This is a genomic window from Pseudopedobacter saltans DSM 12145, assembly GCF_000190735.1.
Classification (GTDB): domain Bacteria; phylum Bacteroidota; class Bacteroidia; order Sphingobacteriales; family Sphingobacteriaceae; genus Pseudopedobacter; species Pseudopedobacter saltans.
This window is the reverse complement of record NC_015177.1, coordinates 3,885,340-3,909,210: the sequence shown is the minus strand read 5'-3', so window position 1 is coordinate 3,909,210 and position 23,871 is coordinate 3,885,340. Positions and strand designations below refer to the sequence as shown.

Annotated in this window: 20 protein-coding genes; 2 read left to right on the top strand and 18 right to left on the bottom strand. The window is 35.9% G+C overall.

Annotated elements, in window-relative coordinates; translation table 11 throughout:
• Positions 1-33: 33 nt before the first annotated feature.
• Both PEDSA_RS16500 and PEDSA_RS16495 read left to right on the top strand, forming a co-directional pair.
• Positions 34-1,425, top strand: coding sequence for a LutB/LldF family L-lactate oxidation iron-sulfur protein (locus PEDSA_RS16500; RefSeq protein ID WP_013634303.1), 1,392 nt, complete (start codon positions 34-36; stop codon positions 1,423-1,425).
• Between the two features lie 169 nt (positions 1,426-1,594).
• Positions 1,595-2,125, top strand: a complete 531-nt coding sequence (locus PEDSA_RS16495) for an azurin (protein WP_013634302.1) — start codon at positions 1,595-1,597, stop codon at positions 2,123-2,125.
• Positions 2,126-2,210: 85 nt separating this feature from the next.
• Here the strand turns inward: PEDSA_RS16495 and PEDSA_RS16490 are convergent, their stop codons facing one another.
• From PEDSA_RS16490 to PEDSA_RS16405, 18 genes are all read right to left on the bottom strand, one after another.
• Complete coding sequence (locus PEDSA_RS16490) at positions 2,211-2,825, bottom strand: SprT family zinc-dependent metalloprotease (RefSeq protein WP_013634301.1); 615 nt, start codon at positions 2,823-2,825, stop codon at positions 2,211-2,213.
• 10 nt (positions 2,826-2,835) lie between these two features.
• Positions 2,836-4,956, bottom strand: coding sequence for a ferrous iron transport protein B (gene feoB / locus PEDSA_RS16485; RefSeq protein ID WP_013634300.1), 2,121 nt, complete (start codon positions 4,954-4,956; stop codon positions 2,836-2,838).
• Positions 4,957-4,963: 7 nt separating this feature from the next.
• The gene (locus PEDSA_RS16480) at positions 4,964-5,179 is read right to left on the bottom strand and encodes a FeoA family protein (RefSeq protein ID WP_013634299.1); all 216 of its coding nucleotides are present in this window, start codon (positions 5,177-5,179) and stop codon (positions 4,964-4,966) included.
• A gap of 202 nt (positions 5,180-5,381) precedes the next feature.
• Positions 5,382-5,771 carry a VanZ family protein gene (locus PEDSA_RS16475; protein WP_013634298.1) on the bottom strand — a complete coding sequence of 130 codons (390 nt, stop codon included), beginning with the start codon at positions 5,769-5,771 and terminating at the stop codon, positions 5,382-5,384.
• Between the two features lie 3 nt (positions 5,772-5,774).
• Complete coding sequence (gcvH, locus tag PEDSA_RS16470; protein ID WP_013634297.1) at positions 5,775-6,152, bottom strand: glycine cleavage system protein GcvH; 378 nt, start codon at positions 6,150-6,152, stop codon at positions 5,775-5,777.
• A gap of 22 nt (positions 6,153-6,174) precedes the next feature.
• A complete protein-coding gene (locus tag PEDSA_RS16465; RefSeq protein ID WP_013634296.1) occupies positions 6,175-6,423 on the bottom strand; it encodes a DUF1456 family protein in 249 nt (82 codons plus the stop codon).
• A gap of 54 nt (positions 6,424-6,477) precedes the next feature.
• Complete coding sequence (gene sov, locus PEDSA_RS16460) at positions 6,478-13,521, bottom strand: T9SS outer membrane translocon Sov/SprA (protein WP_245546778.1); 7,044 nt, start codon at positions 13,519-13,521, stop codon at positions 6,478-6,480.
• Positions 13,522-13,542: 21 nt separating this feature from the next.
• Positions 13,543-14,127: a Holliday junction branch migration protein RuvA gene (gene ruvA, locus PEDSA_RS16455; RefSeq protein WP_013634294.1), complete on the bottom strand. Its 585-nt coding sequence runs from the start codon at positions 14,125-14,127 to the stop codon at positions 13,543-13,545.
• Positions 14,128-14,309: 182 nt separating this feature from the next.
• Complete coding sequence (locus PEDSA_RS16450) at positions 14,310-15,731, bottom strand: lytic transglycosylase domain-containing protein (protein WP_013634293.1); 1,422 nt, start codon at positions 15,729-15,731, stop codon at positions 14,310-14,312.
• Positions 15,732-15,797: 66 nt separating this feature from the next.
• Positions 15,798-17,279, bottom strand: coding sequence for an Asp-tRNA(Asn)/Glu-tRNA(Gln) amidotransferase subunit GatA (gene gatA, locus PEDSA_RS16445; protein WP_013634292.1), 1,482 nt, complete (start codon positions 17,277-17,279; stop codon positions 15,798-15,800).
• Positions 17,280-17,301: 22 nt separating this feature from the next.
• Positions 17,302-17,478, bottom strand: a complete 177-nt coding sequence (gene tatA / locus PEDSA_RS16440) for a twin-arginine translocase TatA/TatE family subunit (protein ID WP_013634291.1) — start codon at positions 17,476-17,478, stop codon at positions 17,302-17,304.
• A gap of 38 nt (positions 17,479-17,516) precedes the next feature.
• Positions 17,517-17,795, bottom strand: a complete 279-nt coding sequence (locus PEDSA_RS16435; protein WP_041537521.1) for a Sec-independent protein translocase subunit TatA/TatB — start codon at positions 17,793-17,795, stop codon at positions 17,517-17,519.
• Between the two features lie 62 nt (positions 17,796-17,857).
• Positions 17,858-19,114 (bottom strand): murein hydrolase activator EnvC family protein, encoded by a 1,257-nt coding sequence (locus tag PEDSA_RS16430; protein WP_013634289.1) that lies wholly within the window; start codon positions 19,112-19,114, stop codon positions 17,858-17,860.
• A gap of 22 nt (positions 19,115-19,136) precedes the next feature.
• Entirely contained in the window at positions 19,137-19,913 is a 777-nt protein-coding gene (locus PEDSA_RS16425) for a DUF4292 domain-containing protein (RefSeq protein ID WP_041537126.1), read from the bottom strand.
• A complete protein-coding gene (locus PEDSA_RS16420) occupies positions 19,891-21,594 on the bottom strand; it encodes a tetratricopeptide repeat protein (protein ID WP_041537125.1) in 1,704 nt (567 codons plus the stop codon). The genes PEDSA_RS16425 and PEDSA_RS16420 overlap by 23 nt, the downstream gene beginning before the upstream one ends.
• Positions 21,595-21,666: 72 nt before the next feature.
• Complete coding sequence (dut, locus tag PEDSA_RS16415) at positions 21,667-22,101, bottom strand: dUTP diphosphatase (RefSeq protein ID WP_013634286.1); 435 nt, start codon at positions 22,099-22,101, stop codon at positions 21,667-21,669.
• Positions 22,098-23,579 (bottom strand): oligosaccharide flippase family protein, encoded by a 1,482-nt coding sequence (locus tag PEDSA_RS16410; protein ID WP_013634285.1) that lies wholly within the window; start codon positions 23,577-23,579, stop codon positions 22,098-22,100. The genes dut and PEDSA_RS16410 overlap by 4 nt, the downstream gene beginning before the upstream one ends.
• Positions 23,580-23,582: 3 nt before the next feature.
• Entirely contained in the window at positions 23,583-23,855 is a 273-nt protein-coding gene (locus PEDSA_RS16405; protein WP_013634284.1) for an acylphosphatase, read from the bottom strand.
• Positions 23,856-23,871: the final 16 nt, after the last annotated feature.

The following is a 23,871-nucleotide window of genomic DNA, read 5'->3' as shown; positions in this document are numbered from 1 at the left end:
GTTAAAAACGCCATTTATTTCTACATTTGCAATATGACAACGTTTGCCCAAGATTTTATACGTACTTCTGCAGAAAAAGCTTTTGATAAGGAACACAGGGACATCATCAATTATAATATTGGAAAATATGATGTTGCAGTAGATCGCGGTTTGTCCAGGCTGGTCAATTTAGAACATGCCAAAAGAAAAGGCCATGTAATAAAATGGAAAGTCATGGAAAATCTGGACAAGCTCCTTCCAGAATTCGAGACAAATTTCCAGAAAAAAGGTGGTAAAGTAATTTGGGCAAACGACGCGCAGGAAGCTAACAGAGAAATTCTTGAAATTCTAAAAAAGCACCAGGCAAAAAGTGTCATAAAATCCAAATCTATGGTAACAGAGGAAATTCATTTAAATGATTTTCTTGAAAAAAATGGCGTGGAATCCCTGGAATCAGATCTCGGTGAATATATAGTTCAATTGCTGGGACAAAAGCCTTACCATATTGTAACCCCGGCAATGCATTTAAATAAGGAAAAAATTGCCGAGTTGTTTAACAGAAAGTTTGGTACTCCAATAGATGCTACTCCCGAACAATTAACTTTAAAGGCTAGAGAACTTCTCAGAGATAAGTACCTTACTGCTGATGTCGGTATAACCGGAGCCAATTTCCTGATTGCAGACTCGGGGAGTATCGCTCTGACAGAGAATGAAGGAAATGCCAGACTGACAACAACATTTCCCAAAGTACATATTGCGATTGTAGGATTCGAAAAAATGATTCCTTCTTTTGCCGACCTGGCTCTTTTCTGGCCTATGCTTGCTACACATGGCACAGGACAAAATCTAACGGTATACAACAGCATTTTAAGCGGTCCCAGACAAGCACATGAAACTGATGGACCAGAAGAAATGTACGTTATATTACTGGACAATGGCCGTACAAACTTGCTTGCACAAAAAGAACAAAGACAGGGGTTATATTGTATTCGATGTGGCGCTTGCCTGAATGGCTGTCCGATATATAAAAATATAGGTGGTTATACCTACGATACAACTTATAGTGGCCCGATCGGATCAATTATCACTCCCCATTTGCAGGGAATGAAAGATTTCAAACATTTAAGCTATGCGTCAAGTTTATGTGGAAAATGTTCTGAGGTTTGCCCGGTTAAGATTGATATCCATAAGATGCTTTTGCTAAATCGCAGAGATGCCGTAAATCAAAATTTAAGTACGAAAGCGGAAAATATAGGTTGGTTCTTCTGGAAAAAAGCAATGACAAACAGAAAGCTTGTAGACCTTTTTAGTGGAAAATGGAAGAATTTCTTTCTAAGGAACTTCTTCGCTAAATTATGGGGAAAAGAAAGAGTATTGCCTGAAGTGAACCAAAAGTCCTTTAGTGAGGAGTGGAAAGAAAATAACGGAATCAAAAAAGACGCATAAAGTATCTACTGTTAAAGCTACTTTATACGGTACTGCGGTTTATTTTATTTACTAATCTAAGCGTCTTATAAAAATAAGTCAAAAAGGCAGCGGAGATTCTCAACGCCTCTCTTTAAAATTAAGGTATCATCTTTGCTTGAATTTATTCATAACAAAAAAATCTATCATCATGAATAAATTCAGATTAAGCGTATTCGCTGTTATTGCGAGTCTTGCGCTTTTCTCTTGTGGAGGATCAGGAGAAAGAAAAACAGAAAATACCGCTACTACTCCGGTAGAAACAAAACCAACCGAACCACCTGTTACAAGCTCTTCGGCTCCTTTATCACAGGATATTATGCTGGAAGGTAATGATCAAATGAGATTTAATGCCACAGAATTCAGAGTTAAAGCTGGAGAACCCGTTCATTTGACGCTAAAACATGTTGGAACCATGAAAAAAGATGTTATGGGCCATAATGTCGTTGTCTTGAAAATGGGATCCGATTTACATGCTTTTGATACAGAAGCTATCAAAGCAAAATCTACAGATTATATTCCTAAGTCTTTAAACAACGAAATAATTGCACATACAAAACTCTTAAGTGGTGGCGAATCCGACTCGATTACATTCACATTGGACAAACCAGGAACTTATGAATTCCTGTGTTCTTTTCCCGGACATGCTACTTTTATGAAAGGAAAAATTATAGCTGAATAGCCCTCTTCTTCAAAGCTTTAACCGCAAATCACTTTACCATACTGATATTTTGTGGTTAAAGCTTTATTTAATGTAAAACTTGATTTTAAGAAATGGCCCTTACTTCTGCAAGGGGGCTAAAAAGGTAAATCCTGCCAGTAGAAATCTCAAGACATTTGTATCTGGTTCTATTTTTTGAAAGCTTTTTAAATTTTCTACCAGTCTTAATTTCGAAAATCTGGTTTTCTGTTATTTCGGTGATACTCACAAAGCCATTATCTATTTTTTCATTATAATTGCGCAAAACACCAAAAAGCACCTGATCGCTACAACTAGATGCAGCTGGATTTTTTAAATATTTAGCAAGTGCCTTTTCTACATCTGAAGGTAATATCTCCATTTCAAAGAACGGAATCATCATCATTTTAAAATTGTTCTTCCATTCGGCGCCATGTGGTTTTACTTTCCCCTTCCATTGATTAAAGGTCAGCAAATGTGCAAATTCATGCACCGTAGTAATTAAAAAGGCATATGGATTAAGATTATGGTTTACAGAGATTCTATGGCCAGAATTTCGAAACGGAGCTCTGTAATCACCAAATTTCGATTCCCTGCCTTTTGTAATCTTAAATTCACAACGATATTTATCTATCCATTCGGAAATAAGCATTGCAGCTTTCTCCGGCATATATTGACTTAATATCTGAATTTTTTTATCCATAAGGACAGTCTTATTTCAATAGCTGATAAGCTACCATAGCACAAACATAGGCCATAACAGTCATATAAACTATCTGTATTACTGGCCATTTCCAGGATTTTGTTTCGCGATGGACAATAGCTACAGTACTCATACACTGCATAGCAAAAGCATAAAATAACATTAATGAAATTCCTGTTGCCAAAGTATAAACCGGTTTTCCAGTAACCGGATTTATTGAAACCGCCATCCGCTCTCGTATGGTATTTGTGTCTTCATCTCCACCATCAACGCTATATATAGTAGCCATAGTACCTACAAATGCTTCGCGAGCGGCAAAAGATGTTATCAAACCAATTCCAATTTTCCAATCATAACCCAAAGGGCGTATCAAAGGTTCTATGGTATGCCCAAAAATTCCTATATAGGAGTTTTCCAGTTTTTCTTTTGAAATTAAGGTTTCGATATGTACGGCTTGTGCCTCGTTGGCAGTCGCTAATTCTTTTTCATATTTAGCATCGATTTGCTCAAACCTTTTTCCGGGACCAAACGTGGCCAACACCCATAAGATAATAGAAATGGCGATAATTACTTTACCTGCTTCCAAAACGAAAGTTTTGGATTTATCGTACATCGTAAGCAGTACATTATTCCATCTCGGCATCCGATAAACAGGCATTTCCATAATAAAATAACCTTTGTCTTTAGCTTTGATAATGATTTTCATTACCCATGCGACCACAAGAGCGGCTACAATACTTATAATATAAAGTCCCATTAATACCAGAGCCTGAATATTTAAGAATCCAAAAACGGTTCTTTCTGGAATCACTAAAGAGATTAACAGTGTATATACAGGTAAGCGGGCAGAACAACTTACCAACGGCGTTACCATAATGGTAATTATCCGATCTTTCCAACTTTCTATAGTTCGAGCCGCCATAATAGACGGAACTGCACATGCAAGTCCACCTATCATCGGAACAACTGATTTTCCGTTCAATCCGAATTTCCTCATCAGTTTATCCATCATGAAAGTAACGCGGGACATATAACCGGTATCTTCAAGTATAGCTATAAAAGCAAAAAGAATGGCTATCTGAGGAATAAAAACGACAATCCCACCGAGTCCTGCAATAACACCATCCAACAAAAGGTTTGTAAGCATCCCTTTGGGAAGATTTTCATGCCCCACTTCTGTTATCCATCCAAAAAGACCTTCGATTAACTCCATTGGATAGGTCGACCATGAAAAAATTGCATTAAATATAAACAGCAGAATAGCTAAGAATATTACAAATCCCCAGACTTTATGTGTTAAAACGTGGTCTATTTTATTGCTGATGTTCTCTTCTAAAGCAACGGATTTATATTTGACGGTATCCGCCAATATTTCATTAATGAAATTGTAACGCTCGATAGTTTCCTGCGCCTGTACTTTTTGTGTATGGAAGTGATGTTTCTGCTCCAGTTCCTCTATTCTATCGCTTTTTTCCTTACCAAGATACTTCAGATTCTCATGCTGATGAGCTATCTGCAAAGCGACATATGAATTATCTATATTTAATTCCTGTCTTATGTCGGCGATTAGTTGCGGAGCAAGAGTATCTATTTCTATAGTTTCATATTGCAAAGGAAGTAAAGTACTATTTGCGATAGCTTCTTTCAGCTCATTTATTCCTTTCCCCTTTCTTGCAGCAAGTGGCACAACCTGAATATTCAATTTTTTTGCCAATGCATCTGCATCGACTTCTATATTCCCCTTCTCGGCCTGATCCATCATGTTCAGCGCAACGATGACAGGAATCTTTAAATCTGCAATCTGAGTATATAAAAGTAAGTTTCTTTTAAGGTTTGTAGCGTCAGCTACTATGATTACTAGTTCTGGATAAGAAGATTGGCTGGGATCTGAAAGGACTTCGAAAACAATAGATTCATCTACACTTTTAGGATATAAACTATATGTTCCGGGTAAATCTATAATTTCTGCAACCTTGCCATTTGGTAATTTACAGATACCAGTTTTTTTATCTACGGTTATGCCGGGAAAATTTCCGACTTTTTGATTTAAACCTGTTAATGCGTTGAAAATAGTAGATTTCCCGGTGTTGGGGTTACCTACCAGTGCGACTCTGATACTGTTATGTTCCAATACAATCTTAAATTAACTCTATAGTGGAAGCTTCCTGTACCCTTAAAGATAATTGGTAGCCTGAAATGCTGACAGCTATAGGACACCCCAACGGTGCAATTCTTTCTACTTTAATAACTTCTCCAGGCAAACATCCCATTTCCATAAGCTTAACAGACATTTCTAAATCTGTAAACTCCTTGATAATTCCTTGTTCGCCTTTGTTTAATTGAGAAAGTTTCATTTTCGTAATGATTTGCTCCGAATTTACGCCTTATTTATAATAGTTCCAAATAAGGTTATGGGTTAAGATTAAGTTTCTTAAAAACAACTAGAAATTTACATTTCTGTTAGAAAACTTCGGGCATTTGCATCCCTGCTTAAAGACTGAACAGGAATTAAAAAGCAAAGCTAAAATTGTTATAAATGAAATCAGTAAATATCTTTTAAGCATGCTTGAATTTTCGGTGTAATATCATGTAACTAAAAACGGCCATACCTACTCCAACCATATCAGAAAAGAAATCCCACCATTCGGCTGATCTATAAGTGAATACCTTCCACTGTAATATTTCTATCCCTCCGCCTATAAAAGCAGTTAATAAAATTATTTTAATGATGGTTAGCCAACTGTATTCGTAGCTTTTTTGTTGCTTAATCTTACCATATAAAAGCAAAACAGCCAATACAAAGAAAAAACCTAAGTGGCACATTTTATCAAATCCTTCGAAGAATTTTTCTGATGAAGGAAGATCTGAAGAAGGTAAATTACAAAGTATCAAGACTACGACAGTCCATATAATTGCCCAACCTTGATACTTTATATCTTTTAACATAGATTACGCGCCCACTAAATCTTTATATTCTTGTGCTGACATTAATCCTTTGCTTTCTGCCGTTGGTAAACTTACTTTAACCATCCATCCATCACCATAAGGATCCGTATTTACCAGTTCAGGACTTCCATCTAATTGTGGATTCACTTCAAGAATAGTAGCAGTAACAGGCATAAATAAGTCAGAAACTGTTTTTACCGCTTCTACAGTACCAAACACATCTCCTTCCGTCACTTCAGAACCCAGGGTATTAATATCTACAAAAACGATATCTCCTAATTCTCTTTGAGCGAAATCTGTAATACCAATATAAGCTGCATCTCCTTCTATTCTAACCCACTCGTGGTCTTTTGTATACTTTAACTCAGCTGGAAAATTCATAATTATATATTCTAAATGTATTTTAATCTTCTATATTTTCGTCGTTATCTGTCTCTTTTCGTCCTCTCATATGAATAACCAATCCATTTAAAAAGTTTCTTAAAACCTGATCTCCGCATTTTTTGAAATTTGGATGATCTTCTTTTCTAAAAAACGCACCCAATTCACTCTTTGTAATACGAAAGTCTACAAGCCCCATAATCTCGATAATTTCATCATTACGCAAGTGCAATGCAACCCTAAGTTTTTTAAATATCTCGTTATTACTCATTCTTTGATTTTGAACCCCAAAATTAGAATAAATGTTTTAACATCCCTAGTTTCTTTATTGAATTGTAAATCTAAGATTTACCCCAAAATTAGAGAACGCAGTATTAAATGTTTGTGATGTATATGGCTTTGTAATATTCGTATCGTAATAAATCCTTAAATTAAATCTTTGATTCACAACATAGTCAATACTTGGACGATACGTAATATTTTTAGATCCTCCAGAGATTTCGGCATCATCTATATCTGCTCTGTAAATCACAGTTTTATTATCTCTTATTGCTATATCAATCTTAAAATTCAAGTCGTTTTTAAGTACTGTTCCATTAAACATTCCAAACGGGAAACGGAAATTATTTGTCCGGTATCCGAAACCTATAACAAATGCATGGTCTTTTTGTTGAGCTAACTGGCTATTTGCTAAACTAAAACTTAAAGATCTTGACTTCCTGTATTCAACATTCATAGTTACGTTGTTCTTGAATCTCATATCAGCACCTAATAAGGGTACAAACTGCTCGTACAATGTAACCTGAGAAAACTGATAGAATGGCAAAAAGTCATTATTAGCCGCATCTCTCGAAGACACTGCCCCGTTGGTTTCTCTATACCTTATCAGCGAACTAAAACTATTCACATTATATGTTGAATTATATCCGTGTGAAATATCAAAAGATGTAAATACGTTACTGAATAGGGGTAATTTAGATAAACCATTGTAAGTTAATCTCCAGTTTGGAACCGGAACTTTCGGGAAACTCCCTAAATTGATGCTATGAGGATCTTTATTTAAGTATGCTGCCAATAAAGATGATATCAATACATCCTGTGAGTTCTTTCCATATCCATCTGCATAGCCTTCTGAATTTTTTCCAGTACTATTTGGATTTAAATCTCCCAATCTTTCGGAAATAATCTTACGATTGGCTAAAAAATCCTGAAATAATTGAGAGTGTTTGCTACTATTTTTATCCTTAAATGCTGATCCTAAAGAAATAACTGAAATGCTGTAATCTCCACCCGTAATCGGACTTAAATTGAAAAACCCATGCCTGTCTTCATCATACCTAAAATTGGTACTGTAGTTTTTACTGCTACTCTTTAAAGCTGTTATTTCTATTCTCAAGTCCCTAAACGGCTCTAAAGTACCTCTCAAATTGATTTTCTCATTAAATGATTGTACATAAAGCTGGTTCATTAAAGTATCTTTTGTCAACCAACCATTTTCGATTGCTTTTTGGCGTAAATCTGCCTGAGAACCTAAAACAAAGCCCCAGCCCGGAGCATCCATAGAAAAGTCCATTCCCAAAGCATTTGTTTTTGGTAGATAACCAGGTAAGAAAGTACCTTCGTTTTTAATATATGATCCGCTTACGTTTTTAACACTAAATAATAAGTTCAATAAAGCTCCAGTAAATCCGGCACCTTGATTTTTCTTCATTTCACGATAAAACCCAAACTTATTATATAAAGTGTTCATGTTTAAAGTTGGGTTTACCTGAATAGTTCTTGAGTTTTGAATGCTGTTACCAAAATTTAGATTTGGATCATTCAAACTCAATAAAGGCTCGGACATCCAATTGAATTGTGTCTGATAACGGGTTACTAAATTAATAAAGTCCAGATATGGAATTTTATTAACAGGTACAGTATAGCTTAACGTTACATTATGATTATAGTCCGTTGTTCTACCCAACCTCTTTAGATTGTTCCAAACCGTATCTCGTTTTAAACCTGTAATCCTTCCCTCTGGTTCGTCTACGACTGATAGGTTTGTCGCATTGAAATCCAGTTTTAAAGACTTCGTCAAATCCCAGCTAACACCATAAAGTCTGTTTATATTGAAATTTTTGTTGAAAGTTGTATTGATAGGAATAAAATTATTTGGATCATTATCCCGTAGCGTATTCTCAGAATACAACCTGTTTACTTCGATTCTAAAATTAAGAAGATTTGGTAGCAGGTTAAAATTGAAATCTTTTATCAATCCCAGGTTTTTGCTTTTTACTACTTTTCCAAACGGGGAAATAAAATTGGCCTGCTTATTATAGTTGTAAGATAGTGCCCCTCTATGCGTTTTCTGCATAGCGTTTTGCGTAGTAAAATCTTTATGATCGAACTCTGTATAAGCATAGCTTAAACTAAAATTTTCAACATCCCATAATCTTGTCTTGGAATCGGGGTTTGTTTTGATCTTTCGGATATTAGTTAAGTTTATTCCTCGTCTTGTTGTCAAAGCCTGTGCATATCCTAAAATCGAATCCTTTTGGGACCTGCTTAATTGCGACATGATATTTTTCAATTCGATATCTGGATTTTTAGGATCGTACATTGGCGTACTTATCTGAGAAGAATAGTTGAAGAACATTGGAATTTTTATACCCGAACGTTCTGAGAAAAACTTGCCCAGTTCAAAACTCGATGCCAAATCAAAGTATCTGTCTTCTGATCTGTTAATTTCGCTAATACGGGTTTCCAAGCCACCGAATCCTATTGACGTATTACTCGCCGACATGGTAACGTCTGCAAAATCAGCCAGCTTTGCGTTCATTCTTGCTGTGGCTGCCCATCCCCCTCTTTCATCAAAATCAGACAGCCTTAATTCGTTAAACCAGATTTCGACACTTTTATCATCAGCAGGTCCGCCAACAGGATTTCTCGCTCCAAGCATAATTGTTCTGATCTTGCTTAAATCTGGTTGCCCTTTAATGGTTACTTTATTATTTCCATCTGTAAACGTATAAGGTACGTTAAATGGCCATGGCTGTCCATTTGGTAATCTGGCATTATTTCTGGCAGTTTTAGCTTGCTGGAAAACTTTAAATTCGACATCTAAATAATTTTCTCTCGGCCAAATCAGATCCGGATCCTTTGTACTTGGAGACGTTATTTTTAACGGTATCTCGTACTCGTAATAATTCTCCTGATAATCGGTTCCAACGCGAATAAAAGCATTTACGTCTCCATCATTCAGTGGTCTTGTCTCGTCTGCACTTTCCGCATGAATAAACATTTTTAAACGTTTATAGGCGCGAACGTCATTCATCGTCGTTTTATAGGCAGCTCTTGCGTAACCTTCCCTTAAATTTTTAACGATAACAGACAAGGATTGCTCATTTTGTCTGGTATCACCTCTAAAGTTTGAAAAGTCTCTTTCTCTTTGAATGCCAGGAGGAACAACATATGGAATTGGAGTTCTTGTTCCATTTTCCTCGATATTTACTGTACTCACTTCTAAAACCGACTGATCCGGAGTTTGTACGCCTAAGCTTTCATCAACCAAAACTTTATCAGCTTTACCCTCGGCATTGTATCTTCTCCATTCTCCTCTTAGCAACTGCAATTTTGCCAAACGAATAATTGCTGTGTCTGCAAAATTTGTCATATACATTCTCATAAATCTTATCGATTTAAAATCCTGTATTCCTCCTTTTTTATCGTCATATTGCGCAATCGGGATTCTGAACTGATACCATGTTACAGGTTGGGTAGTTCCGTCGGCTAATTTAACGTTAGCCACAACCTTATCGGTTATATATTTGTCTCCGACATCCATACCCGGACGCAGGCTGATTTTATATTCATAATACTCATCAGCTTTGCTGGAATTGTTATCTCTGTTAATATCTTCGCCATCTGGCAAAGCAGTAGCCGCGGCATTTTCTATACCAAGCTTCTCCATGGCCTGTTGTCTGGTCATAGAATTACCTTCCGTTCCGTTATAATTTTCGTAACGTCTTAAAATACCGGCATTCATTTGGTCTAACTGAGGGCCTCTGTAATACTCGAAGTCGTCTGAAGAAGGGTCCTTTCTTAATTTCTCTGCAGCGTCCGGACTCAACATTGGCGAAATGGCATTAATTCTATCTGCGAAATGCTGCGCTTCGGAATCATTATCTAATCCATCTAAGCCCACATCTTGCATTTTCCTCGCGTTCGGATCATTATCAAATGCGTTTATTACAGGTTGTAATTTAGCTACGCGGCCCCAACTCGTGGTTTCCGTTTTTGAAAGGTCTCCGTCTGTAGGAAGAGCATTTTCTAAACTTTTATATCCATCTTTTAAAATATCTTCTGAGATGCTTCCCAAATTGATATATAGATCACCACCTCGAGACGGATCATTATTGTAAATAAAGGGATCCATCATCCACATTTCCACAAACTCAACATTCAATGCTTCAAAGTCGTTGGTCTCTATCTTTCGGAACATACCACCCCATTTTTCTTTGGGATTGGAAAATGTCCCATCAGGTTTCAAGCCTGTAGAAGTATAATTATATGGCCCTCTCAGCATTGGATAATATGCTAAGTTTAATGTCGGCAGAGTAAGTAAACTTCCTGTTGGAATCTGTTTAAACGGAAAAACTTCTGTTTCTAAAACTTCTCGTACAAAATGGTTCGAAAGCTCTTTTTTATTATTTGCGATATTTGATGGTGTAAAGCCTCCCGATCTGTTGTAAAAAATTGGATCAATGGTAAAAAAAGACAATTTAGCCCTGTCATAACCATATGCTAAATCATTATTTGTGTCCCAATTTGGAAATCCTTGTGGCGTTCCAGAAATTTGCCACGTTATAGGACTCTTCAAATCGATGATAGATTTGCTTCCTTCAAAATCATCAATATAACTTGCTCCTCCAGAACTGCCATCTGCATTAAGAGCTTTAGAATGTCCTGGATTGAACTTAGCAAACTCGCCACCAAATGTGAATGATGATATTTCTTTAGTGGAAATCAACGGAATTTTATCTACCAGCTTTGTCAGGAATCGACTATTAGTATTATAATTTATGTCAAACCCATATATCGTATTTGATATAGACTCTTCTCCAAAATTAACTTTCTGAGTTAAAGGAGTCTCCTTGAGGTTCATTATTGTGGCACCCAGATTTAGCTTTTCATTTGCCCGATAATCAAACCGTGTTCCGAATAAAGACTTTTGTTGAATACCAAATAGCTCGTTACTTTCTAATCTGATTTTTATCGGTTGTCCGGAATTCAGCAAACCCTCATTCAGGATTTTTACTCTACCGATATTGTAATCCACTGTGTAATCGGCTCCTTCGGTAAGTTGTATATTCCCGGCGGTTACTGTTACTGACCCTTCAGGAACATTTATAGCATTCAACTGAAACTCAGAACTTACCTGCGACTGATAGGTACCTTTAATTACATATCGATTTAGATTAGGAAAATATTGCTGAGCTATGGTTTTTGTCGAATCGTAAAGTGGCTTATAAACATATTTACCTGTCAAATTCGGGTCATTACCTAAAATAGCTTCTAAATCTTTACCGAATGGTTCTATATAAGGAAAAACTATTCTTCCGTTTTGCGAGTCTATCAATTGGCCTTCCAAAAAGTCGAAATATCCATCAGGCTTTTTATCCTGTTGTTGATTTAATCGATCTAAACCAAGCAACTGAATCCACATTTTTCCGTTTATATCCGAATTTCCTTCGGTAAGTAATGGTTTTTCAAAGCCCTGTTCATCCAAACGGAAAACATTTAATCTGAAATCATCTCTGCTGATCTGATAAGCACCAAGAGAATAGATATTTTTCATCATTAAATCCCAAACAGGTAAATCAGTTTTCAGGGTCTCATTCTTCAATAACTTCGAATAAAGTACTTCCGGATTATTTGGCGCAACCGGCCTGTCTGTAGAAAGCTCCCCTACCTGATATTCTCTACCATTATACGTATAACGATAAGAAACCGCCAAAACTTCATCGGCATTTAATGATGTATTTAATGAAATATATCCTAATACAGGGTTTAAAGTATATTCTCTATCGGTAAGTTTTCTTGCATAAGTAATTTTTGCGTAGTTATCCGTTCTTCTTGTCGATGCAAAAAAACCATCTATATCGTTATTATTCGTTTGTCTTGATCCGGGAGGAATAATTGAAAGCAAGTTATTGGATTGAGCCGGAAAATTGGGATCATTAAATGCAGAAGGTAATTGGCTTCCTCCACCCTGAAATCGCCCTCCTGGAATATTAGCAGAGCTATTATACGGTGTATTTTCGCCTAAATCCATAAAAGCCAAGATGTCGCGGGAATCAGTTGTACTATTACTTCTATTTGTTACCCATACTTCAATTTTTGTAATAACCACCCCGGATGTAACAATAGGCAGGTTAGACATTGCTCTATTGAAGTTATTTCTAAAATATTGAGCTAAGAAATAATGTTTATTGGCTTCGTAATTATCGGTAGTTAACCTAAATTCATTTTGTTGCGCCCCGTTGGTAATATTAATCTCTTTAGCCTGAGATTTTTGTTGAGAATAAATGCTTGTTACTCCTAATCTACCAAACTGTAACTGTGTTTTTACCCCAAACAACGCCTGGCTTCCCGAAATTAAAGTAGTATTTAGCGGAAAACTAACCATACCCGCTTCAAACTTTTGTAAAATTTCGTCTTTATAACCCGTATATTCCAGCTTAAGTTGATTTTCAAAATCAAACTGCGCTTCGGTATTATAATTGGTCATTATTTTCAATTTCTCACCGATATTTCCAGTTAAATTCATCTGGATTCTCTGGTCAAAATCAAAATTTCCCTGAACACGTTGCCTTTCATTAAACAGCGGATTCTCATTCTTATTGATTCTGCCTGCAAAGGTTAAATCGGCAGTTCCCCGAGGCTGGATATTAATAGTATTACCACCAAAAATCTTTTCAAAAGATTTACTTTTAACCGTTACCGAAGGTATCAAACCATTTTCCGGACGCTCCATACCTGAAACCACAAGATTATTCCAATAATCTTGTTGAACACGTTGTTGCTCTAATCTTTGATATTCTGCGAATGACAAATATTGAGCAGGTCGATACTCATGATTTCCCAGCATTTCTCTCACGATATATTTCTTCGTGATAGGATCGTAAGTCACAGAACGTTTGATATTGTCAGGATTTTTTAAGAATAATCCACTTTTTCCAAAAACTGGTGTGGTCTGTTCATCTTTAACGGGATAAGACAGTTTATTATTTTCAGTTTGATTAACCTGCGCAAGCGCATCTGTTGACGCGATAACTATAGGAATTAGGAATATCCTTGAAATAAAATAAGTTAAATTTCGTATCAAAAGGTTTTGGTTAGTTTCCAATTATAAACTCTTTAAAGCTATTTTTATTATTTCTTCAACCGACAAAATTTTATCTGATTTTTTTACCGCACTATCAACAGCTTTTTCCGCATTATTTTTTGCAAATCCAAGCATTACTAAAGCACTGATAGCTTCTTCCCGGGCGGTATAATCCTGCCTGATAGCTATTAAAGTTCCGTCACCACTTTTTTGCAGCTTATCTTGTAAATCTATAATCAGTCTTTGCGCAGTTTTAGGGCCGATTCCTTTGATAGACTTAATCAATCCTACTTCGCCTTTTATAATAGCTTGTTCTATTTCTATTGGGGAAATAGAGGAAAGCATCATTCTTGCCGTATTTGGCCCTACTCCGTTGACAGAAATCAAATGAAGGAACAAACGTCTCTCACCTTCGTCAGCAAAGCCATACATAGTATGGCCGTCCTCTTTTACATGTAACCATGTATAGAGTTTACATTTTTCCTGATCTTTTACAAGAGAAAATGTATTTAACGAAATATTAATATGGTATCCAATTCCCGTGGCTTCTAAAACAATATAAGTTGGACATTTGTAAACCAACTTGCCGTCAATATATTCGTACATAGCTTAAACACAATAAATCGGATAAATATAGAGTTAATTATCTTTTAGTTTATAATACGTTTATTTTTTATATAAGGTTAACAAAAATATAAGCAGAAGTCTTTAAAACAATAAAAAACAGCTGGAACTATTAAAAATATAGTAACCAACTGTCAGTTCTTTTATAATAAGAATCCAAAAACTCACATATCTATCTTGATTTTTAAAATTCTGCCTACCGCAACTTTATAATCAAATAAATTATTCCATTCTTTTAGTGCAGATACAGTTACTCCTTTAAAATTATTCGCTATGGAAGATAATGTATCTCCCGCTTTTACAACGTAGGTTTGGTAGCTAACATTTGCAGACTGTACAGGCGATTCTTTTACGATCCTAAGTTTTTGTCCGGGAACTATCGTATTCGTCTTTAGTTTATTCCAAACTTTTATATCCTGTACCTCTATTTTATAACTGTTAGCTATGCTTCCTAAACTCTGCCCTTTCTTTACAATATGATAGATCTCCTTTTTAGCATTTGTCTCTGCAACAGGAGATTTTGAAGAAGTATATACAATTTTCGTTTCTGCATCTGGGTTTAATACATCAAACAAGTGCGCATAAGTATAAAAATCCACCTTTGGTATGATTAACCGTTTAGGTTCCTGACTGCTTCCGTTTACTACATTTTTTTTATACGAAGGATTTAATATCTGAAGTTCTTTCTCTTCCATTCTAAGTGCATCTGCTAAGCTGGAAAAACTTACATTCCTGTTAACATAAATAGAGTCAATATCTATTTTGAAAGCGATTTCTGGAATATTCTCTATATTGATATGTTTATCAATATAATTCATCATATATGTTACCGCAATAAATTTAGGGACATAATCTCTGGTTTCCTGAGGCAGCAGGTTCCTTATATCCCAAAAAGTTTTATTTGTTCCGGGAATTTTATCCAGAGCTCTTCTAATCGCCCCCATTCCACAATTATAAGACGCTAAAGCTAATAACCAGTCATTAAACTCCGCATAGGCATCTTTCAGATATCTGCATGCCGCATAACTTGAATTAATAGGGTCTTTTCTCTCATCAACATAACTATCTATGGTTAACCCGTAGCCTTTTGCTGTTGCATACATAAATTGCCATAATCCCATAGCTCCCGAACGGGAAATAGCATGAGGGTTCAAAGATGATTCTACTATGGGAAGATATTTAAATTCCTGCGGGATGTCGTTCTCTTTTAAGGCCTTCTCAAAAATTGGAAAATAGTAATTACCTAAACTAACCATCTTCCCTATCTGCTTTGTACGTTCCGAAACAAAAACATCTATATAAGATTGAACGTAGGGATTATAATCTAACGAAATTCTTGAGTTTAGAGAATCTAAGCGATACTTATACAAAAGATTCGCATCGAAATTGAACAATAGCGCGTTCAGATTAACCTGCGGATGTACAAAAGATGTATCCCTGTTTACCAAATTCCTGATTATTCTGGATTCATTCGGCGTAAGCCTGCTTACATAAGCTGTATCTTTTTTTAATTTATTGTTTTGTCCATAGCTATTTATAAAAGCTAAATTGCAAACAACAAAAAACAGAGCGAAAGCTTTTATCATTCTTCTAGTTTTTTGTGGCTTTTATAAGCCTATCTATTATTTACTATTTGGTATGCTAACCAATTTTTATTTTTCTAAATAGTCTTTTGAAAAAGAAAGTAATTTGTCCTCTTCAAAGCTCTTTCCAATAAACTGAATTCCTATTGGTAATCCTTCTTCGGTTGTTCCACACGGAACTGATATTGCAGGAAGTCCAGTCAGCGATGCTATAACGGTAAAAATATCGGCTAAGTATGCTTCTAACGGATCGGTTTTTTTTGCACCGATATCAAAAGCCGGTCCCGGCGTAGTAGGAGTTAATACAAAATCATAATTATCAAGTATCTCCTCCATTTTCTCCTTAATAAGTCTCCTTACTTTCTGAGCTCTTGCATAATAAGCATCGTAGTACCCCGCGCTAAGAACAAAAGTTCCTAACATAATTCTTCGTTTTACCTCTTCGCCAAAACCTTCACTTCTGGATAACTTATAGGTGCTTTCCAAATCGGTAGCCTTTTCACTTCTGTACCCGAAATGTACTCCATCATACCGCGACAGATTTGAAGAGGACTCGGCAGTTGTTAAAATATAATATGCTGCTACTACGTAGTCCAAATATTTAAACGACACCGGTTCAACAATATGCCCCAATACTTTTAATTTTTCAATCTGGCCTTCGATATTTCGCTTTATCTCGGGATCAAGGCCTTCCGAATTTAATGTCTCCTCAATATATGCTATCTTTTTAGGAGTATTTTTCGAAAACCTTGAATATTCAGGTACAGCTTTACCTGAAGAAATGTTATCATTTTCATCTCTGCCTGCGAGCACCTCCAGAAGCAGTGCGGCATCTTCGACAGAACGAGTTATTGGCCCCACCTGATCAAATGATGAAGCATATGCTATTACGCCATATCTAGAAACCCTCGAATAAGTTGGTTTAATCCCGATTACGCCACAGAAAGCTGCGGGTTGACGAATAGATCCTCCAGTATCGGTTCCTAAAGAAGCTAAACACATATTTGCCTGTACAGCTACTGCGGAACCTCCCGAAGAACCTCCGGAAACTTTATTTCTGTTAGCAAAGTTTTTTACCGGGCCAAAATAAGAAGTTTCATTAGACGCGCCCATTGCAAACTCATCGCAATTCAAACGTCCAATTATAATTGCATCTTCTGCAAGCAATCTGTCTACTACTGTCGCAGAATAAACGGCGGTATAATTTTCGAGCATTTTCGAAGCCGCCGAAATTTTATGGCCTTTGTAAGAAATGTTATCTTTTATACCGATAACCATTCCCGCCAGTTTTCCAGCAGTACCATTTATGATTTTTTCCTGAATGATTTCGGCTTTCTGAATGCTTTCTTCGGAAAATACCTCTAAAAAAGCATTTAAATCTGACAAGTTCTGGATTTGACTTAGATAAAAGGCCACCAGTTCCTGAAGGGACAACATACCTGCTTTGATGGCAGACTGTATGTCCTCTAGTCTATTATAAGAATATGTTTTTACAGCAAGCATATAAAAATGAAGAGGACATCCGGATAAGTTTTTATCCGGATGTCGCATATTAAGTTAGTACGATAAACAATTAATTTCTATCGTCCTGATTATATGTCTTTTCTTCTTTTTCTACGCCTTTTTGGCCTTCTTTAAACTCCCTCACGCCTTTTCCTAAACCTCTCATCAGTTCAGGAATTTTCTTACCTCCGAATAATAACAGTATAACCAGCACTATTATTATTATTTCTGGTGCTCCTAATCCCATTTTCTTATATTTTTTTGATTAAAGTTAATGTGTGTTTACTAATCTACGGTTTTATTTTCTTCTTCTCCAGCTTCAAGCCTTTTTCTTTCAGCTTGTTCCTCTTGCCTCAGCTCTTCTTCTGCTGTTAAAGAATTAATATTTCTGTGAATTTCTCTTTTCACATCATCAGAAGCGTCCTTAAACTCCCTGATCCCTTTTCCTAAACCTCTTGCTAATTCGGGAAGCTTTTTACCTCCGAAAAGCAATAAAATAGCAAAAACGATTACTATTGTCTCCTGCGCCCCGATGTTTAAAAATAAAAGAGTGCTCTGATACATAATTATATACATAAAACAAAAATATGCATTTATTGTGATTTTATTTTCTGTTTTAATGATTTTTAATTTGCGAGCCAACTTCCAGGATTCTGTGTTTCCATACCCTTCCATAATTCAAAGTGAATTTCAGAAACACCATCTTCGTCAGATCCTACAGTTCCAATCGTTTGCTTAGTTGTTACTTTTTGCCCGGCAGAAACACTAATTGATTTCAGGTTTTGATAGATTGTAAAGAACTCTCCATGTCGGATCATTACAACATTTTTACCTGCAATTTCTACTATACGACTTACTGTACCTTCGAAAACCGCTCTAACGGAAGCACTTGTATTCGTCCTTATAGTCCATCCGTTGTTATCCTTTGTTATGTTACCGATCTTTTGGGTTCCATAAGACTCCGTAATTACACCGTTCGCTACCGGCCATGGTAATTTACCTCTGTTACTTACAAATCCTGCCGACAATTTTGCTGCCTCGGGAGTAGCAGCCAAAACAGAAGTTCGGCTTGTACTCGTCGTAGCAGGAGCTTCTTTTCCCTCCGCTCTCGCCTTCGCAGCAGCTGCTCTGGCTTCTTCTTCAGCTTTTTTCTTCGCCAATGCAATCTCCCTCTCAATAGCCGCTCTGATTGCCCTGTCCAACTGAGCCGCTGCTCTTTGCTTCTGAGAGAGATCCTGTCTGAGTTTTCTCTCTTGAGAGGTTAAGCTCTTTACCACTTTTGACTGCTTATCTTCAGCCTGATCCAACACCTTTTTTTCCTTTTGCTGATCAACTAAAAGATTAGATTTTTCATTTTTATTTTTATTAAGCGAATTAACTTTTCCTTTTAAAGCATTTTGCGTTTCGTCTATGTATTTGGCTTGCTTAATTCGATATTCACTAAACTGCTGCAGGTACTTCAATCGCTTATAAGCCTGATTAAAATCCTGTGCGGCAAACACATACATCAATTTACTATATGCTCCCTGATTTTTTTGTGCAAACCTGATCATCGCCGCGTAGTCTTTCTTCAATTGATCAAGCTGATTTTGTAAGGACCTGATATTATTTACATTCTGATTAATCTCAACATCAAGCAATCTGACTTCAGAATTAATAGTTTTTATTTTTTCTTCGCGAAGTCTTATTTGCGCCTTAAGTGCGTTAAGCTCTTTCAAAGTAACCTTTTTATCTGTCGAGGTCTTCTGTAAAGAACTATTAATCATCTCAATGTCTTTATTGAGTTGTGCTTTTCTTCTTTCAAGTTCTGCTCTGGTTTGTGAAAAAGAAAAACTATATAGACCTAAAAATATTATTGTTAATGCTAATCTTAAAAGCTTCATCTTTACAAAGGTATCTAATTTTTTATTCTATACGTGTAAATCTTTTAGGTACGCTAAATGGCAATTCAAACGGAACGTTGAATTGTGGATTTAAATATTCCAGTATTACTTTGGCATTTTTTGTATCAACCGAAGAATTAATTTCAATTTTAAAAGGGAGAAGTTTTTCCGCTATTTGTGCGTAGCTATCATAACTTATGTTTAACGCCTGCGAAGGATTTTCTTTTTGCAATATCAATTGCTTAGGTTTAAACAAAGAGGAGTAAATACTCTCGAATTTTAAATCTCCAGAACTCCCCCTATATAAAATGACTCCGTTTTCTCTTTCGACCAAAGGGCGGGATTCTAAAATGAGATTTAAAGTATTGCCAACCAGCATTGCCTCCAGTTCATTGAAATCAATTTGCTTTGTTGTATATCTGTGAATAAACTCAAACGGATAAGCAGCATACTCTGAAGTTAATCTATTCAACAGTTTTACACTATCTGGCGTAATCATTAATCTGGCGGCTTCTAAACCAGCCATATAGGTTACCGATAACCATAAAGCCTCGCCTTTTTTATTTCTTAAATTAACAGTAACATCATATCCTTTTCCATCTAAGCTAAAATTTGCTTTTCCTTTCGTCGTGAATGTCTCGTAATTTAACTGCGCATTTTTCAGATCATTAATAGAAATATCAACACTTTTTGGTACTTCTTTCTGTTTAACCTCATGTAATTGCTTTTTTGCAGCACACGACCATAAAAATGGCAGAATTAAGATAAACAGATACTTACTCGACATATTTCTTTTCATTGATTTTCCTCTCTAAAACAGCACTATCCTCGCCTAAATCCTTTGCTTTTTTCCAATAAGACAATGCTAAATCCACACTTTGCAGATGGTAAAGAATGTCACCATAATGTTCCAACAAAACAGCATTCGTTTCTTTACTTGCTTTTATAGCTTTTTCTATCCATTCTTTTGCTTCGTTGTATTTTTTCTGCTTAAACAAAATCCATGCATAAGTATCCAAAAAGGAAGCATTGTTTGGATCAAGCTTATTAGACAAAGACGACATTTGTGCTGCTTTCTCCAGCTTTTCTGATCTTAACGATAAATAATAAGCATAATTGTTTAATGTATAAACATTATTTGCATCAAGAGCTAAAGCTTTTTCATATGATTCCGAAGACTCTTTGTACTTTCCGAGGTTTTGATAGGCATCTCCCAAAGTGCTATATATCTGAATCTTAGCAGGCTTATCAACATCGAAATTTAATGCATTATTCAAATATTCAATTGCTTTTTCACTTTGTTTGGCTTGAACCAGCCCGATTGCTACGAAAAAATATAGATTTCCGCTTTGGGGGAAATAGGTCAGCGCTTCATCTCCGGTTTCTATAACGCCTTTCATATCGTTTAGGCTTAACTTGATTCTTACAAGCTGCTCCCAAACCGCATAGATATTTTTATTTAATGCAAGTGCTCGCTGGTAAGACTCTCCAGCTTTTTTATATTCACCCTTTTGGAATAATACATCGCCATAAATTGCAAAAGACTTCGCTTCGTCCGGGTATTCTTCCGTTAAAATAAACGCGAGGCTCTCCGCATATCTTACATACTTCAGATCCGGAAAAAAAGAAAAATAACTAATGATGATCTTTACCTTTTGATCAAGATTGATTTCTGAAGCTCTAAAAGCCTGCGTCAGCTCAGAAAAAGCTTCTTCAGTTCTTCCTTCAGAATTGTAGATATCAGAAAGTGCAAGGTTTACATATCCTGTCCCAGAATCCAATTCCTTAGCCTTTTTATAAGACGCTACCGCATTTTCCTTATCTTTATTATTGAAATATAAATCGCCCAATAATATATGGTACCTGAAGTTAGCTGGATCCAGGTTGATTTGCTTTTTCAACTCCTCTTCTGCTGATTTAAAATCACCTAACGCCCGATACGCCCTCAATTTACCTTCTAAAGTTTCTAAACCGGAGCCAATATTTTTCTCAATTTCCTGATATTCCTTAATCGCATCCCCCGGTTTCTGCAATAACATCAACGTATTGGCCTTCTCTAAGCGATATTCAATTTTATCTGGTGAAAGCTTCACCAATTCATCCAGCGCATAACTTAATAAATTATAATCTTTTAGTTCCTGATAAATTGTGGCTGAAAGCACCCAATACCATTCATTTTCTCCATTTACAGTTATTGCCTTTTGTATATTCTCTTTGGCTTTTTCGTAATCCTTGCTTTTAAAATAAATTTGGGCTAGCTCATAATATGCATTATGATTTTGGGGATCCAGAGCGATTATACTATTGAAATTGTTAATAGCTGCCTGATTCTGTTGATTTAATTTGTTCTGCAATCCTAAAAAAAAGAGGTTTTCTATCGTAACGCTGTCTTTCGTAGAAATAGGTTTCCCGGCAATTAGCACAATATTTTGCCTGGCTTCTTTATTTTTCTGTGCGAAAGCAGGAAAATAAGAAATCAAGAAAAAGAGAAGTAGTATATTTTTTTTAGGAGCGAATATCACCTTTAATATAGCTTTTTATTAGAACGGAAATTAATTGACTCCAGTATGCCCAATTCCTCCGGCACCTCTAACTGTTTCATTCAATTCAACAGCTTCATGCCATTCTATAGTTTCATGGGCGGCAATTACCATTTGAGCAATCCTGTCTGCCGGCTGAATGGTATAGTCATCTGTAGAAAGATTTACTAAAAGAACTTTTATCTCTCCCCGGTAATCAGCGTCTATTGTACCTGGACTATTTAAAACAGTAATTCCGAATTTGAATGCCAAACCACTTCTGGGTCTGATTTGAGCCTCGTATCCTTCAGGTAATTCTATAAATAAACCCGTTGGAACCAATTTTCTTTCCAAAGATTTTAAAACAATTGGCTCGTTGATATCTGCTCTCAAATCCATTCCTGCCGAATGAGATGTTTCATACGCTGGTAAAGGATTTTGGGATTTATTAATAACTTTTACTTTCATTTTTTCAGAAATATCTTTCTAAGGTTTTCTCCTTCAATATATAAAATAAATGCCGCAAAAATCAATAACAACAAATTTCCGTAGATAATATTGCGATTCAGGAGCACAAATGACACATAAACCAGAATAGCAGCAACTACAATATAAAGCAGATCTATTTTTATTCTGTAAGGAATAGGATAATATTTCTGCCCCCAGAAATAAGATGTAATCATCATGACTGTATAGGCAGAAAAAGATACCCAGGCAGAAGCCAAAAATCCATACATTGGTATAAAGATGATATTCAAAACTATCGTTAATACAGCACCGATTCCCGAAATATATAACCCGTATTTAGTTTGATCTGATAGTTTATACCAGATAGACAGATTCATGTAAATTCCCAGATTAAGATATCCCAGCAAGAGAATTGGAACAACATATAAACCTTCCCAAAAGCTTTCACCGATAAAATATTTCAGGATTTCTATATTGGCAATTAACGCTACATATATAATCACCAGCGCTATTATAAAATAGCTCATGATTAAAGAATAAGTTTCTTTTGCTTCTTTGTTTTTTGCGCTACTAAAGAAAAACGGTTCTGCACCTAATCTGAACGCCTGAATAAAAATATTCATAAAAACAGCCAATTTTGCGCAAGCTCCGTAAATACCAACTTGTTTAATACTGGTTGATGCAGGTAATAATTTCTCCAGAAAGATTTTATCGCTGTTTTCATTAATGATAAAGGACAAATTCGCGATGAGGACCGGCCAGCTGTAATGAAACATATCCAGTAAAAGCTTTTTCTCTAGTTTAAAACGAAGTTTCAAAAGCTCGGGCATCAGTTGCAAAAAGGTCAATATGCTGGAAAATAAATTGGCCCAAAAAACGTAGCCAATCCACTTAGGCTGATACCAACTGGCAAACCAGGTAGCCAAAGGCCAATCGTTTTTAATAACGATCGGAACAAAGAATAAAAAGAAAAGATTTAAGCCTATAAAGCTTAGTATGTTTACTGTTTTAACAAAAGCATAACGTACTGGTCTGCCCTCTGCCCTGATTCTTGCAAAAGGAATAACGCAAAGCGCATCAAAAGATAAAATAAGAATAAAATAACGGACAAAAGAGATATAATCGTTCAGCGACGTCTCTTTCCCTACCTGCATCCATTCCGCTATAGGTCTTATAAACAAAAATGTGGTAATCACAAATAGTAAAACAATAAATGCGATTACCAGGAATGTGTTATTGTAAACTTTTTCTTTATCTTCTTTTTTGTTGATGAATCTAAAAAAAGTAGTCTCCATTCCAAATGCCATTATTGCATTTAAAACAGATGCCCACGCATACATTGTTGTAAAAATCCCATATACTTTAGGAGCATACACAGTAGTATATATGGGTGTCAAGAAAAAATTAAGTACCCTTGACGCGATGGTACTTAAGCCGTAAATAGCTGTTTGTCCAGCAAATTTTCTTATTGATGACAAGTTTTACTTCTTTAGAACAGCAAAATTACTATAGTTTTTTATTTCTATGTCTTTAATTTCAACATCTTCAACTTCCGCTCCGTCCGGTCCAGACTTACACCAATCGGTAAAAAAATCCATGGTAAAATCATCTCCCTCAGCTTCGATAAAAACCGTCCCATCCGGCAGATTTCTCACAATCCCTTTTATTCCCATCTGGTCGGCGACAACTTTTGTAGAAGCTCTAAATGAAACACCTTGAACTTTACCCGATACAATAACTTGAACAGCTTTCATCTCTCAAAAAATATTT